We start from the raw sequence: 13,861 nt of genomic DNA on the forward strand, positions 1-13,861 counted from the left end.
GCTGTAACCGTCCTGCAGCAAGCCGCCGAGCACCATGATCTGCCCGTCATCCAGCAGGATGCTGGTATCGATCGCCCGTTTGTTGGTGACAATCCCCGCAGAATTGGCACTGGCCGAAGCCCGCTCATCAATGCTGCTGACTTCCTGATAGATATCAAGCTTCACCGTGCCACCCTCGGAAATCTGCGGGCGCACATTGAGCTTCAAACCGACCTCTTCTCGGGTCACGGTCTGGAACGGGTTGTTGCTGGTGCCGCCACCGCCCGTGACATAACTGCCGCTGACAAACGGAATGGTCTGGCCAACAAAAATACTCGCCGCTTCGTTGTCCAGGGTCAGCAGGTTCGGCGTCGACAGCACGTTGGTGCCGCCCTTGCTCTTCAACGCCCGGGCCAGCACTTTCAGGTCAAGAATCTTGCCGATGCCGGGGATATCCACGGTGCCGTTGACGTAGCCCAGGTTCAAACCTTGCGGCAGCACGTCGATGCTGGTCTTGCCGTTGGTGTTGATCCCCGAACCGCCCAGATTCGCGCCACCGATCACGCCTTTACCGCCGAGGTTGCCGGTCTGCCACTGCACACCAAATTCACTGGCATCGTCCTCGCCCACTTCGACGATCAGGCTTTCGATCACCACTTGCGCACGACGTTGGTCGAGCAGATCGATCACCTCACGCAGGTTGCGGTACAGCGGTTCTGGCGCAGAAATCAGCAAGGTGTTGGTGGTGGCGTCAGCCTGAATGGTCACGCCGCCGGCACTGAAGGCGACGTTCTGCTCGCTGTTTTGCGCACCGCCGCTGCCGGTTGTGCTGCCAGTGCTGCCCTGCGCGTAACTGCCGCCCGTGCTGCCGCTGCTGTTAGTGGTCGATGTGCTGCCGCTTTGCGTACCACTCTGGCCGTTCTGCCCAGTGCTACCGCCAGTACTTGCGCCCATGGCACTGAGCACCGAGCGCGCACTGTCGCTGGTGCCACTGTCACTCTCGCCGGTGAGCAAACCGCGCAGCGCCTGCGCCAGTTTCGCCGCCTGCGCATTACGCAGATAAACCACATGCAGATTGCTCGGATTGCTCTGCGCGTTATCCAGTTTGTAAATCAGATTGCGCGCCAGCTCGGTACGCTCCGGACTGCCGGCGCGAATGATGATGGTGTTGGAACGTGGATCGCCAATCACCGCGATTTTCTGCGTCGGATCATTACCCGGCGCATCGAGCAAATCCGCGACCATCGGCGCGATGTCAGCGGCAATGCCGTTCTGGATCTGCACCACATCCGTGTCGATCGCGCTCGGCGAATCAATGCTCGCAATCAACTGCGCAACGCGGGTCAGGTTCTCGGCGTAATCGGTGATAACGATGGTGTTATTGCCCGGGTAGGCGTTGATCGGATTGTTCGGCGAAACGATCGGCCGCAGCACCGGAATCAGGTTCACCGCGTTCTCGTATTGCAGGCGAAACGTCCGTGTGAGCATGCCGTTACCGGCCGGTTTGTCAGCACTGTAAATCGGCCCACCCAGCAGCTTCGCATCGGCCTCCGGCACTACCTGCGCGACACCGCCAACATCAACCACACTGAAACCCTGCATGCGCAACGCCGCCAACAACATGTCGTACGCCTGCCGCGCCGGCACCTGACCTTCGGAAACCAGCGTCAACGTGCCCTTCACCCGAGGATCGACGAGAAACTGCTGCCCGGTCGAACGCGACAACGCGCGCACCACCGCTTGAATATCCGCGTCGACAAAATTCAGCGTCACCGGTTGATCGCCCAAAGGATTACTCGGCAACGCAATTCCCGAAGACGCCGCCCCGCTACGCGAACTTTTGGAGATGTTGTGCAATTGCTTCGGCACAGGTCGCGCCTGTGCCTGTGCACGCTCGCGGTCGAGCACCGCGTCGCCGCTACGCTGGGTGTTCGCCAGCGGCCGGCCCAGTTCACTGTCGACCAGCAACGGCGGTTGATTCTGTGACGGGGTGGTGTTGCTGCATGCGCTCAGTGCCAACAACAGAACCGGCGCGGCCGTACGTACATAATTGGAACCTGACCACTTCATGAAGCTTCCTTAGCGCCCAGCGCCTGATCCATGCGAACGGTTCCCGACAGAGTGCCTGCCGTATCATCGACCTTGACCTCACTTGCACGCTGCAAACGAGCCTCGACCACTTCAAGTGAAAACTGCACGGGGTGGATTAACAGCCAACTGATGACGGCATCAGCGGGCGCATCCTCGAACGTCAACTGCCAAGCGGTGCCAACTGCCTGCAATTGGTAGTGACCAAGCAGCCCGCCGCCATCGAGAGATTGCTGCAATGACCGCTCAAAGTTTTGCCCAATGGGCGCTGTCGCCACCTCGCGCAACAACAGATCCAGCGCTTCGGCCTGGCCACGCAACTTCGGCGTTTCGGTTTGCCAATGTTGAATTTTTTTCAGCGGTGGCTGGACGAGCAGCAGCCAGACCAGCACGCCCCCCAACATCAATGCGGTGCCCGCGACCAGGCGTTTTTCGCGCAAGCTCAGCGGCGCCCAATGCCGATGAATCTGTGCTCGCAGCAGCAGCCAGCGAGCCCGATAGATCGTCAGTAAATTATTCATCGTCGCTGTCCATGACGGCATCGTCCTCAATCGCTGCCGGCTCAACCTGCGGGGTGAAAATCCACACGTTGTCTTCGCGTCTGGCGACCAACCCGGCCTGCGTCAGCGCTCCCGGCAATGCGCCGTCGGCGGATGCCTGCGCAGTGTCGGCGGCCAACTCCAACTGCAAACGTCCCTGCTCAAAGGTCATGCGCTGGACGCTGCCCGCCATAAACGGCAGCGCGCTCGCGGCGTGTTGCACCAGGTAGGCGAACCCATGATTCGCGTCGGCCGCCACCCCATTGTGCCGAGCCGCCAGTTGCTGGCGAGCCTGCTGCAACGGATTGAGAATCACCGGTAACTCTGGAAAAGCCTGCTTCACCCGCTGGCTCATTTGCGCCTTGAGCTGCTCGCCTTGGGTCACTTCACGGGCCGCGTAAAGATTCAGCCCCGACACCCAGATCGCAATCGCCAAAGCACCACAGAAGACAGCCTTGCCCCAACCGCGAGCGGGGCCGGCAGCCTTGCCGATGCCTGCATGCAACCCCCATCCGGGCGCAACGCCGCACCAGCGCTGCTCCGCAGGTCGTGGTTCGACGACTGTTGCAGGAGCATCCGCGCCGATCCACTGCAAGCCGCGACCACTGGTGACGAGTTCATCCAGACGCGCCTGCGCCAACGGTTCTACCGAAGCCTGCGTGCGGCTGAAGCGCAGCAACAATTGCCCGTCCAACACGCAGGCGCTGACCTGCCCCTGCGCTGGCACCGGCAAAGCGTAAGGCGCCGGGTAAAGGCCTCGCAGCTTCAATCGGTGCTGAGCCAATAACTGCCCGAAACGATCCAGAGATGCCTGCGCGAGCCAGGTCAGCGACACTTGTCCTGAGACCTCACGAGCACTGTGTGCAACGTACATTTGTTCAGTGCCACCCAGAATCAGCGCCTGCGCGGCACACTTCACCGCCGCATCGATCTTCACCGGCGTCAGCGGTGGCAACTGCAAACTGGTCAGTACGCTGTCCGCCGGATGCAGAAAAAATTCGACGGGCTGTAACGGCCACTCCTGTTCAATCAGCAACAGCGTACTGACACCGGTCTGACTGACCTGGTCGTGCCGATCCAGGCGCGCAAATTCAACCTCAGAGTCTGAGGTGAAACCCGCCAGCGGCGGCAAGGCGACGCGCAGACGAGTCATACGCCGAGCCTCGACCAGACCACTTTCGGCATGTCGTCGGCAGGCCGATGCAGCAACGCATCCAAGCTGACGCGGCGCTGGTCACGACGCGCGTGTCCGCGCAGCAGAAACCAATCGCTGCTGATGCCGACGTTCAGTCCGTCGACGGTCAGATGCGGCAAGTGCAGACGGTTGACGAAGTCCCCGCGATTGATGAACCACTGGCCACGATCGCGCTCTCCCACCACGGCCCTGGCCTGCGCGAGCGATAAACCCGGTACCACCGCCACCAATACCTCGGCGCTGGCAGTATTACCGTTGACCCAGGTCTTGGCCGGAATCAGGCTGACATACTGATTCAAGCGACCAAGCAGATCCTCGTTCATGCCTTCGAGGCCACGTAAATCATCAAGGCTGCGCAACATCGGCTGAGTGGCCGGCAAGGGCCTTCGACGCGCACTCGGTGACGTCGCACGGACGCCGTCGAAACCCGTCTGCGCCATACTCTGCCCGGCGGCTTGCAGGTCGGGCATTCTCGGGTAGGAGGCAATGACGCGCTGGCTGATGCGCTGGCTGAGGGCAGCATCGATTCCGATCATTTCGCAGAGCCGTTCGAAGCTGCGCAACTGTCCGCCATCGACGCGCTCATTGCTGAGTAAATTGCGCAGATTGAACTTGCCCTGCTGATCCTCGATGCGCCCCTCGAAACCGCCCCCCGGCGCATTCAACAAATGGCTTTTGACAGGCTGCGCCCAGGGTTGGTCGAGCCGGGTCAGCGCGTCCTGTTGACGCGTGTCCCTGAGCAGTTGCCGACTGAGCTCCAACCCCGCCAACAGTGCGGCAGCGCCCTGCACTCGGGACTGTTCCGCTTCAAGAGAACGGGTAGAGACGCTCTGCCGGGTGAGCATGCCAGCGGCGATCACCGCAACCACGGCGGCAATCAGCAAGGCGCTGATAATGGCCATGCCGCGCTGTTTCTGCGCCTGTGGCGAGGATGATTTCATGCCGCTCTCAGAGCTGCCAGGAACCAATATCGGCATTGACGCCGTCGCCGTCGGGTTGGCCGTCTGCGCCGAGGGAGAAGATGTCGATCTCACCGTTCGCGCCAGGATTCAGATAGTTGTAAGGACGACCCCACGGGTCGTTGGGCAAGCGCTCCAGATAAGAGCGCCAGTTGCTGTTTTTCGCATCCGCCGGGCGCTCCACCAGCACTTTCAAGCCCTGATTCAGGGTCGGATAAGTGCCGTGGTCGAGGCGGTAAAGTTTGAGCGCCTGCATCAGACCGGCGATGTCTTGTTTCGCCGCAGTGGCTCGGGCCTGATCAGGTCGGTCGAGCACCTTGGGCACGACCATCGCAGCCAGAATGCCGAGGATGACAACCACCACCATGATTTCGATCAGGGTAAAACCCTGCTGGCCTCGACGGCCTGCGGACTGAGATTTGACGCGCGCGAAATCCATTTCAACCTTCCTTGGCATGATTACATTCGGCGCGCAGTGTAACAAAAGCCAGTCATCGTACAACAATCATTAACGCACTGTTTTTCTGCACATTCGCCAAAGGACGGGTGTTATTCTGCGGGCCGGTTTCAACCGCAGAGACAAGCATGGAAGCGTTGCGCAAGGAGCGAGGTTTCACCCTCATCGAGGTTCTGGTGGCCTTGGCAATCATCGCCGTGGCCATGTCTGCGGCCGTTCGCGTTGCGGGGCTGATGACTCAGAGCAATGGCCTGTTGCGCGATCGCTCGATCGCTTTGCTGGCGGCGCAGACCCGGCTCGCCGAACTGCGTCTGGAAGAAGACTTTGCCCCGGGACTGAAAACCTTCGAGTGTGATCAAGGTCGCCTGCAACTGCGCTGTGATCAACGCGTGACGCCGAGCACCGACGGACGACTGATGCGCGTGACGCTGCTGGTTTCGGATCGCGAACGTCAGGCGCCCCCCCTGGCGCGACTCGAAACGTTACTCGGCCGGCCGCAGGAAAAGCGCCAATGACCCTGCTTAGGGTCGAGTCAACCGAGGCAGCGACGGGGGGTCTGGCAGCGTGCTGACTTTTAATCGGCTCTGTTCTGCGCCACGCTCAATGACCACCGCATCCTGTTCAATGGCGATCACGCGCACACCCAGGGCCAAGCGATCACCCACCAGAAAACTGCGCGGCGGACCGTCGTTGAGACTTAGAATTGCCACCGCAGCGTGCGCCCCTGCCAGCACTCCGGAAACTTTGATATTCAACGGTGCCGGCTGGTTGGAAAACCACTGCAAAGCCGCTGTGTCGGCGCGCGTCGGCAGCACTTGGGGGTCCACTGCCGGAACGTGGGATTGTGCCGGCGTCAGCAACAGCGCAGACCAGAACAGTCCCCCTGCCAGTGCAGCGATCAGCGCCGCCGATTGCACAAGCTGCGTTGCGGATAAGCGAAAAGTAAATGCCAAGACCCAACCTCCCTGTTGTCCTGCGTCGCAGTCTACAGGACAACATTCGCTTTTCTATCGGGATTGATGGTTCGAATCCGCCAGGATGGACTCACGACGAAGGAACGTTGCGGTATGACCAAGGACAGACAAACGGGCTTCACCCTCATCGAATTGATGGTGGTGTTGATCATCATCGGCATTGCCAGCGCCGCCGTCAGCCTGAGTATCAAGCCTGACCCGGCGCAACTGCTGCGCAAAGACGCCAATCGCTTGATCCAGTTGCTGCAAATCGCCCATGCCGAAGCCCTGGCCGATGGACGCCCGATCACTTGGCTGGCGGACAAAAACGGCTTTCGTTTCAGCCGTCGCAATGAACAAGGCCCCGGCTTCGATCACTTCCTCGCCGATCCGCAACTGCGTCCGCGTCATTGGGAAACGCCGTCAATGAAGGTGCGAGTGACACCCAGGCAGCCGCTGATACTGAACGCCGAGTGGTTCGATTCGCCCTTGCAACTGCAACTCTCGGACGGCCAGAACACGCTCACCGTGCAACGCACAGCCACGGGCAAATTGACCTTGGCCAACCAGCCATGAATAGCCGGCAAGAGGGTTTTACCCTGATCGAAGTGATGGTCGCGATCCTGCTCATGGCGATCGTCAGCCTGATTGCCTGGCGCGGTCTGGACAGCGTGACCCGCGCCGACACGCACCTGCAGGCGAGCACCGAACACACCGAAGCACTGCTGCGCACGCTGCATCAACTGGAACGAGATATCGCCTTGCGCGCCAGCATCGAATTGCGCGAACCACAGTTGAATGACAACGATGACCAACGATCCGGGCAGCCAGCGGCAATCAGCGTGCGCAGCGCCGACGACCAGCGCTTTCGTCTTGACGTGATCCGCAGTGCAGCCACCTCGCAGAACGGCTTGCAGCGCGTGCGCTGGTGGTTGAAAGATCAAACCCTGTACCGCGCCGCCGCCACGCCACGTGATCGCTACCCGCTGCCTGCGCCGAAACAGGCAGTGGCGGTGCTCGACAGCATCAGCGACCTGCAAGTACGCGTCTGGGAACCCGAGATGGGCTGGCGCCAGCTCAGCGGCAACCGCAAAGAAAACCCCCAAGGCCTGGAAATCCGCCTGACCCGGCAGACGCCTCAAGGCGAAGAACACTACCGCCAGGTATTGGGTCCACTGGATTAGTGTCAGGGCAATATTGCGTATTGCCCTGACACGCACAGCAACTGTAACGTCGAACGTCAGTTACCGAGGAAATCTCATTGCACGACTCTAAACTTCTCGAAGATCTACGCGCTCGCTTCAACGCTGGAGAGCCTCTGGATTTCACCTTTTTCTGGGGACACCAGCGAAGTAAAGACGCCGTCACGGCTTCGTGCTTCAGCCAGTGGTACGAAGCCGAATTCGTTGTCGAGGGGCAACGCTACCCGACAGCCGAACACTTCATGATGGCCGAGAAGGCAGCATTGTTCGACGATCAGGAAATTCGTGCACAAGTACTGCTGGCCCCGACCCCGAACGCCGCCAAAGCCCTCGGCCGCAAGGTGCGCGGGTTCAACGACCCACTCTGGCTGCAACACCGATACGACATCGTCGTCCGGGCAAACCAAGCCAAGTTTCCCCAAAATCCGGAACTGAACGAATTCCTGATGCGCACTGGATCTCGGGTCATTGTCGAAGCGAGCCCGGTTGATGGCATTTGGGGAATTGGACTCGCGCAAGATCACCCAGATGTGAACGATCCGAATCTGTGGAAAGGCCTGAATCTTCTGGGGTTTGCATTGATGCAGGTTCGGGACGGCAGGGTCGGATCGTCCTGAGTTTTATCGGCGGTGGCATCAGAAACGAAAAAGCCTTGGCACATGCCAAGGCTTTTCTACGGGAGTTTTATACCGCTCTAGGTTGCACTACCCGTAAGTCATAAATTGCAGGTGTATTGATATTCAAAGGGGAAGAATACTGTATCGACCACCAATGAAAATGGCGCGTCGATCAGTAAAAAGGGAATCAACTTGCCTTTGGATGTACCGACCAACCACCAGTCGAGCCGAACACCGATGTAGGGGCATCGATGCTTGTCATAATCCATCCGCATGGCCGTTGCTGCACAGCCGCTTGAGCTGGCGATCAACACCAGTAACATCAGTTTTTGAAACACTTAACGTCCTTATTACTTATTGATACTGAGCTGCGTGAACGGGGTTGCAGATGACTTTCCCTCTACAAAGGGCCACCCACGTGGGTGGAGTAGAGCTCTACGCCGACTACCGAGGCCCATCGTAAGGACAATGAGAAATATCAACCAGACTGGAATTGGCAAGATGCGTGAAGCATGCAGGCGAGGATGCAGATCTGATGGACTTTATTGATTTTCTGGGAAATCTTTGCAGCGCCTTCAGTAACTATCAAGGCTATGAAAAGCCTCGCCGGGTGTTTACCCGAGGATTCGTTGCGTTCTGCGTATTTGTGGCTGTGTTTGAGCTGATTGCGCTGAACCTCTACTACGCGTAGACGTGAGGAATCAGATGTCGAGGAAGGCATCAATTCTCGTGCAGAGGCGATTTCTGATTTTTAATGGTGTTTCACACTTGCTGAATGCCAGCAAAGATCGTCGGGCCGGAGTGAATCTAGGCCTTCTCGACGAAATTACCGGGTAGTTTTGTGCAGGCACAAAAAAGCCGATCTAGGTGATCGGCTTAAGTGTCTGATTTAAATCAGGAATTATGGTCGGGACGGAGTGATTCGAACACTCGACCCCTAGCACCCCATGCTAGTGCGCTACCGGACTGCGCTACGCCCCGACTGGTTTTGCATCCGTTCTTCACCTCGAAGAACGCTCAAGAATATAGCGCAAGCTTTTGAAAACTGGAAGTATTCAAACGCAGCTTTTTATTTCTTGAGAACCACCAGCACATCTTCCAATTCGGCAATCATCTGCCGAATCATCTGTTTGTATTGGGTCGTGTCGTCTTTGGCTTCATCGCCGGACAAACGCAAGCGTGCGCCGCCGATGGTGAAACCCTGATCGTAAAGGAGCGCGCGGATCTGCCGGATCATCAGCACGTCCTGGCGCTGATAATACCGGCGGTTTCCGCGGCGTTTGACGGGGTTGAGTTGAGGAAACTCCTGCTCCCAGTAGCGCAGCACGTGTGGCTTTACGGCACACAGCTCGCTGACTTCACCGATGGTGAAGTAGCGTTTGCCCGGGATGACGGGTAGTTCGTCGTTATGACTTGGTTCCAGCATAAGCCTCAACTCGGGCCTTCAACTTCTGCCCTGGACGAAAGGTGACCACACGGCGAGCCGTGATCGGGATTTCTTCCCCCGTTTTCGGGTTGCGGCCAGGCCGCTGGCGTTTGTCCCGAAGGTCGAAATTGCCGAAACCGGACAATTTGACCTGCTCGTTGTCTTCAAGAGCGTGCCTGATTTCCTCGAAAAACAGTTCGACCAATTCCTTGGCTTCCCGCTTGTTCAGGCCCAGCTCTTCATACAGACGTTCCGCCATCTCAGCTTTCGTCAAAGCCCCCATACGTCACTTCCTTAACGTGGCGTTCAACCTTTGTTCGAGCGAGGTGAGGATATTTTGCGTCGTCGAATTCACCTCATCGTCATTAAGAGTGCGCGATGGATGCTGCCAGGTCAAGCCAACTGCAAGGCTTTTTCTATCAGGATCAATACCTTTACCCTGATACACGTCAAACAGCCTGAGATCTGTGAGCCATTCGCCTGCATTTTCACGGATTACGTCCAGTACGGCTGCGGACGCGACGTCTTTGTGCGCAATCAGTGCAAGGTCACGACGCACTTCAGGAAAGCGCGACAACTCGTGGAATTTCGGCATTTTACCGAGTGCCACTTCCGCCAGAACCAGCTCGAAAACGAAGACTGGACGGTCCAGACCCAGTGCCTTCGACAATTCCGGGTGAATAGCGCCGATGAAACCGACTTCACGCCCTTCGCGCTCGATGCGCGCGGTTTGACCCGGGTGCAGCGCCGGGTGTTTGCCCGGAGCGAAAGTGAACGAATCCAGTGCACCGGCAAAGCCCAGCACAGCCTCAACGTCAGCTTTGACGTCGAAGAAATCGACGGTGTCGCGACCTTGCGCCCAGCCTTCCGGCAGACGGCTACCGCAAACCACGCCGGACAGCATCGGCTCTTGCTTCAGGCCTTCCAACTGACCAACGAAGCGCAGACCGCTTTCGAACAGACGCACGCGATCCTGCTGACGGTTGAGGTTGTGCTGCAGCGCTTTGACCAGACCTGGCCACAGCGACGAGCGCATGGCAGCCATGTCATTGGAGATCGGATTGGCCAGCAACAGCGGCTCGACGCCCGGGTTGAACAGTTCGAACTGACGCGGATCGATGAAGCTGTAAGTGATCGCTTCCTGGTAACCACGCGCCACCAGCAGACGACGCAGCTCCGGCAGATCGCTACGCGCTTCAGCCTTGGCTTGCGGCGCCAGACGCGCTTGCGGGTAACGAACCGGCAGACGGTTGTAGCCGTACAGACGGGCCAGCTCTTCGATCAGATCGACTTCCAGGCTGATGTCGAAGCGATGGCTTGGCACTTCTACGCGCCACTGGCCTTCACCGTCGGCGGAAATACCGAGACCCAGGCCGCCGAGCAAACGCTCAACCTGAGCGGAATCCATTTCCATACCGAGCATCTGGGTGATGCGCTGGGAACGCAGGGTGATCGGCGCGATCGACGGCAGATGCTGCTCGCTGACGGTCTCGATGATCGGGCCAGCTTCGCCGCCAGTGATTTCCAGCAGCAGGCCAGTGGCGCGCTCCATGGCCTCACGGGCCAGTTGCCAGTCAACGCCACGCTCGTAACGGTGCGACGCATCGGTGTGCAGGCCATAGGAACGAGCCTTGCCCGCCACAGCGATCTGGTCGAAAAACGCACTTTCCAGGAATACATCGCGAGTGGTCGCGGAGACACCGCTGTGCTCGCCACCCATGACACCGGCAATCGCCAGCGCGCGGGTGTGGTCGGCGATCACCAACGTATCGCTACGCAGGCTGACTTCCTGACCGTCGAGCAGCACCAGCTTCTCGCCCTCTTCCGCCATGCGCACACGAATGCCGCCATTGATTTCGGCGAGATCGAAAGCGTGCAGTGGCTGACCCAGTTCGAGCATCACGTAGTTGGTGATGTCGACGGCAGCGTCGATGCTGCGCACGTCGGCGCGACGCAGACGCTCAACCATCCACAGCGGCGTTGGCTTGGACAGATCAACGTTACGGATAACGCGGCCCAGGTAACGTGGGCACGCGGCAGGCGCCAGCACATCTACCGAACGCACTTCGTCGTGCACGGCAGGAATGGTCATGACCACCGGACGGGTCACCGGCGCGTCGTACAGCGCGCCGACTTCACGGGCCAGACCAGCCAGGGACAGGCAGTCGCCGCGGTTCGGGGTCAGGTCGACCTCGATGCTGGCGTCTTCCAGATCCAGATACACACGAAAATCTTCGCCCACCGGCGCATCGGCCGGCAGTTCCATCAGACCGTCGTTGCCTTCACCGACCTGCAGTTCGGCTTGCGAGCAGAGCATGCCGTTAGACTCAACGCCGCGCAGCTTGGCTTTCTTGATTTTGAAGTCGCCCGGCAGCTCAGCACCGATCATGGCGAACGGAATCTTCAGACCCGGACGCACGTTTGGCGCACCGCATACGACCTGGAAGGTTTCCGCGCCATTGCTGACCTGGCACACGCGCAACTTGTCAGCATCAGGGTGCTGCTCGGTGCTCAGCACCTCGCCCACCACAACACCACTGAAAACACCGGCGGCCGGGGTCACGCTATCGACCTCCAGGCCAGCCATCGACAGACGAGCAACCAGCTCGTCGCGATTTACCTGCGGGCTAACCCAGCCACGCAGCCATTGTTCACTGAATTTCATCCTGCTCTCCTAAGAATTCGTTACGACTAGCGAAATTGCGCGAGGAACCGCAAGTCGTTGTCGAAGAACAGACGCAAGTCGTTCACGCCGTAACGGAGCATGGCCAGACGCTCGACGCCCATGCCGAAGGCAAAACCGGAGAACTCTTCCGGATCGATGCCCGACATGCGCAGCACGTTCGGATGAACCATGCCGCAGCCCATCACTTCCAGCCAGCCGGTCTGCTTGCAGACGCGGCAGCCTTTACCGCTGCACATCACGCATTCCATATCGACTTCAGCGGATGGCTCGGTGAACGGGAAGTACGAAGGACGGAAACGTACGGCCAGCTCTTTCTCGAAGAACACCCGCAGGAATTCTTCGATGGTGCCTTTGAGATCGGCAAAATTGATGTCGCGATCAACCAGCAGGCCTTCGACCTGGTGGAACATCGGCGAGTGGGTGATATCGGAGTCGCTGCGGTACACACGGCCTGGGCAGACGATGCGGATCGGCGGCTGTTTCGATTCCATGGTGCGGACCTGTACCGGCGAGGTATGGGTGCGCAGCAGCATGTTGGCATTGAAATAGAAGGTGTCATGCATCGACCGGGCCGGGTGATGGCCTGGGATGTTGAGCGCTTCGAAGTTGTGATAGTCGTCTTCGACCTCAGGGCCTTCGGCAATGCCGTAGCCGATGCGGGTGAAGAACTGCTCGACACGTTCCAGAGTCCGGGTCACCGGATGCAGACCACCGGAGGTCTGGCCACGGCCCGGCAACGTCACGTCAATGGATTCGGCAGACAGTTTGGCAGCCAGTTCGGCTTCTTCAAACAGAGCCATGCGCGCATTGAGAACGCCTGTGACACGTTCCTTGGCAACGTTGATCAGGGCGCCGACTTGCGGACGCTCTTCTGCCGGCAAATTCCCCAGGGTCTTCATCACCTGAGTCAATTCACCCTTTTTGCCAAGGTATTGAACCCGGATTTGCTCCAGGGCATTGATATCTTCAGCGCTTTGCACAGCCTCTAGTGCTTGAGAGACCAGCGCATCCAGGTTTTCCATGTACAGACTCCAGATACAAAATAGGGGAAGAGCTTGAAGGCTCTTCCCCTATTTAAGACGTTTACCACCTGGCCCCACGGAAGTGAGACCGGGTGATTGTCGGGGGTACTTAAGCCAAGGTGGCTTTAGCTTTCTCGACAATCGCAGCAAACACCGCTTTTTCGTTCACTGCCAGATCAGCCAGAACCTTACGGTCGATCTCGATGGACGCTTTTTTCAGGCCAGCGATGAAACGGCTGTAGGACAGACCGTTAACACGAGCACCAGCGTTGATACGAGCGATCCACAGAGCGCGGAACTGACGTTTTTTCTGACGACGGTCACGGTAGGCGTATTGGCCTGCCTTGATTACCGCTTGCTTGGCAACACGGAATACGCGCGAGCGTGCGCCGTAGTAGCCTTTAGCAAGTTTCAGAATTTTTTTGTGACGCTTACGGGCAATGACGCCACGCTTTACACGAGCCATGAGTTACTTCCTCTATTCTTGACTAAAATTAACGAAGGCGCAGCATGCGCTCGACTTTTGCCACGTCAGACGGATGCAGCAAGCTGCTACCGCGCAGTTGACGCTTACGCTTGGTCGACATTTTAGTCAGGATGTGGCTCTTGAAAGCGTGCTTGTGCTTGATACCGTTAGCAGTTTTCAGAAACCGCTTAGCAGCACCACTTTTGGTTTTCATTTTTGGCATGTTCGGATACTCCGCATTCAGTTGATAAACATAATCAGAAGGCCTGCCG

At 58.6% G+C, this 13,861-nt stretch carries 18 protein-coding genes and 1 tRNA gene; 5 read left to right on the top strand and 14 right to left on the bottom strand.

Annotated elements, in window-relative coordinates:
- The 5 genes from gspD to gspG form a co-directional block, all read right to left on the bottom strand.
- Positions 1 to 2,049, bottom strand: a 2,049-nt coding sequence (gene gspD, locus FGA82_RS30245) for a type II secretion system secretin GspD (protein WP_141129929.1), incomplete at its 3' end; no start/stop codon positions are given.
- A complete protein-coding gene (gspM, locus tag FGA82_RS30250; protein ID WP_141129930.1) occupies positions 2,046 to 2,588 on the bottom strand; it encodes a type II secretion system protein GspM in 543 nt (180 codons plus the stop codon). The genes gspM and gspD, both read right to left, overlap by 4 nt.
- On the bottom strand, positions 2,581 to 3,759 hold the full coding sequence (gspL, locus tag FGA82_RS30255; RefSeq protein WP_141129931.1) for a type II secretion system protein GspL: 1,179 nt from the start codon (positions 3,757 to 3,759) through the stop codon (positions 2,581 to 2,583). Before gspL ends, gspM begins: the two co-directional genes overlap by 8 nt.
- Entirely contained in the window at positions 3,756 to 4,742 is a 987-nt protein-coding gene (gene gspK, locus FGA82_RS30260; protein WP_141129933.1) for a type II secretion system minor pseudopilin GspK, read from the bottom strand. The genes gspL and gspK overlap by 4 nt, the downstream gene beginning before the upstream one ends.
- Positions 4,743 to 4,749: 7 nt before the next feature.
- Positions 4,750 to 5,199 (bottom strand): type II secretion system major pseudopilin GspG, encoded by a 450-nt coding sequence (gene gspG, locus FGA82_RS30265; RefSeq protein ID WP_016984958.1) that lies wholly within the window; start codon positions 5,197 to 5,199, stop codon positions 4,750 to 4,752.
- 146 nt (positions 5,200 to 5,345) lie between these two features.
- Between gspG and gspI the strand changes: the two genes are divergently transcribed.
- Positions 5,346 to 5,732 carry a type II secretion system minor pseudopilin GspI gene (gene gspI, locus FGA82_RS30270; protein ID WP_034152659.1) on the top strand — a complete coding sequence of 129 codons (387 nt, stop codon included), beginning with the start codon at positions 5,346 to 5,348 and terminating at the stop codon, positions 5,730 to 5,732.
- Positions 5,733 to 5,738: 6 nt separating this feature from the next.
- Here the strand turns inward: gspI and FGA82_RS30275 are convergent, their stop codons facing one another.
- Complete coding sequence (locus FGA82_RS30275) at positions 5,739 to 6,170, bottom strand: type II secretion system protein N (RefSeq protein ID WP_141129934.1); 432 nt, start codon at positions 6,168 to 6,170, stop codon at positions 5,739 to 5,741.
- A 114-nt stretch (positions 6,171 to 6,284) separates the two neighbouring features.
- Between FGA82_RS30275 and FGA82_RS30280 the strand changes: the two genes are divergently transcribed.
- From FGA82_RS30280 to FGA82_RS30290, 3 genes are all read left to right on the top strand, one after another.
- Positions 6,285 to 6,746 (top strand): GspH/FimT family pseudopilin, encoded by a 462-nt coding sequence (locus tag FGA82_RS30280; protein WP_141129935.1) that lies wholly within the window; start codon positions 6,285 to 6,287, stop codon positions 6,744 to 6,746.
- Positions 6,743 to 7,354: a type II secretion system protein GspJ gene (locus tag FGA82_RS30285; RefSeq protein ID WP_141129937.1), complete on the top strand. Its 612-nt coding sequence runs from the start codon at positions 6,743 to 6,745 to the stop codon at positions 7,352 to 7,354. Before FGA82_RS30280 ends, FGA82_RS30285 begins: the two co-directional genes overlap by 4 nt.
- A 77-nt stretch (positions 7,355 to 7,431) precedes the next feature.
- Positions 7,432 to 7,989 carry an NADAR family protein gene (locus tag FGA82_RS30290; protein WP_141129938.1) on the top strand — a complete coding sequence of 186 codons (558 nt, stop codon included), beginning with the start codon at positions 7,432 to 7,434 and terminating at the stop codon, positions 7,987 to 7,989.
- Positions 7,990 to 8,087: 98 nt separating this feature from the next.
- Here the strand turns inward: FGA82_RS30290 and FGA82_RS30295 are convergent, their stop codons facing one another.
- Entirely contained in the window at positions 8,088 to 8,327 is a 240-nt protein-coding gene (locus tag FGA82_RS30295; protein ID WP_141129940.1) for a YceK/YidQ family lipoprotein, read from the bottom strand.
- Between the two features lie 197 nt (positions 8,328 to 8,524).
- Here FGA82_RS30295 and FGA82_RS30300 point away from each other — a divergent pair, with 197 nt between their 5' ends.
- Positions 8,525 to 8,680 carry a hypothetical protein gene (locus tag FGA82_RS30300; RefSeq protein ID WP_249384304.1) on the top strand — a complete coding sequence of 52 codons (156 nt, stop codon included), beginning with the start codon at positions 8,525 to 8,527 and terminating at the stop codon, positions 8,678 to 8,680.
- A 213-nt stretch (positions 8,681 to 8,893) separates the two neighbouring features.
- On the opposite strand, the gene FGA82_RS30305 is transcribed toward FGA82_RS30300, so the two are convergent.
- The 7 genes from FGA82_RS30305 to rpmI form a co-directional block, all read right to left on the bottom strand.
- Positions 8,894 to 8,970, bottom strand: a tRNA-Pro gene (locus FGA82_RS30305).
- Positions 8,971 to 9,058: 88 nt separating this feature from the next.
- Complete coding sequence (locus FGA82_RS30310; protein ID WP_003179985.1) at positions 9,059 to 9,415, bottom strand: MerR family transcriptional regulator; 357 nt, start codon at positions 9,413 to 9,415, stop codon at positions 9,059 to 9,061.
- Positions 9,396 to 9,698, bottom strand: coding sequence for an integration host factor subunit alpha (gene ihfA / locus FGA82_RS30315; protein WP_002553164.1), 303 nt, complete (start codon positions 9,696 to 9,698; stop codon positions 9,396 to 9,398). The genes FGA82_RS30310 and ihfA overlap by 20 nt, the downstream gene beginning before the upstream one ends.
- Before the next feature lie 3 nt (positions 9,699 to 9,701).
- A complete protein-coding gene (pheT, locus tag FGA82_RS30320) occupies positions 9,702 to 12,080 on the bottom strand; it encodes a phenylalanine--tRNA ligase subunit beta (protein WP_141129942.1) in 2,379 nt (792 codons plus the stop codon).
- Positions 12,081 to 12,106: 26 nt separating this feature from the next.
- Complete coding sequence (gene pheS / locus FGA82_RS30325; RefSeq protein WP_003226365.1) at positions 12,107 to 13,123, bottom strand: phenylalanine--tRNA ligase subunit alpha; 1,017 nt, start codon at positions 13,121 to 13,123, stop codon at positions 12,107 to 12,109.
- A 109-nt stretch (positions 13,124 to 13,232) separates the two neighbouring features.
- Positions 13,233 to 13,589, bottom strand: a complete 357-nt coding sequence (gene rplT, locus FGA82_RS30330; RefSeq protein WP_007913489.1) for a 50S ribosomal protein L20 — start codon at positions 13,587 to 13,589, stop codon at positions 13,233 to 13,235.
- A gap of 28 nt (positions 13,590 to 13,617) precedes the next feature.
- Positions 13,618 to 13,812, bottom strand: a complete 195-nt coding sequence (gene rpmI / locus FGA82_RS30335; protein ID WP_002553160.1) for a 50S ribosomal protein L35 — start codon at positions 13,810 to 13,812, stop codon at positions 13,618 to 13,620.
- Positions 13,813 to 13,861: the final 49 nt, after the last annotated feature.

The organism is Pseudomonas fluorescens, assembly GCF_005938625.1.
GTDB classification, from domain to species: domain Bacteria; phylum Pseudomonadota; class Gammaproteobacteria; order Pseudomonadales; family Pseudomonadaceae; genus Aquipseudomonas; species Aquipseudomonas fluorescens_BD.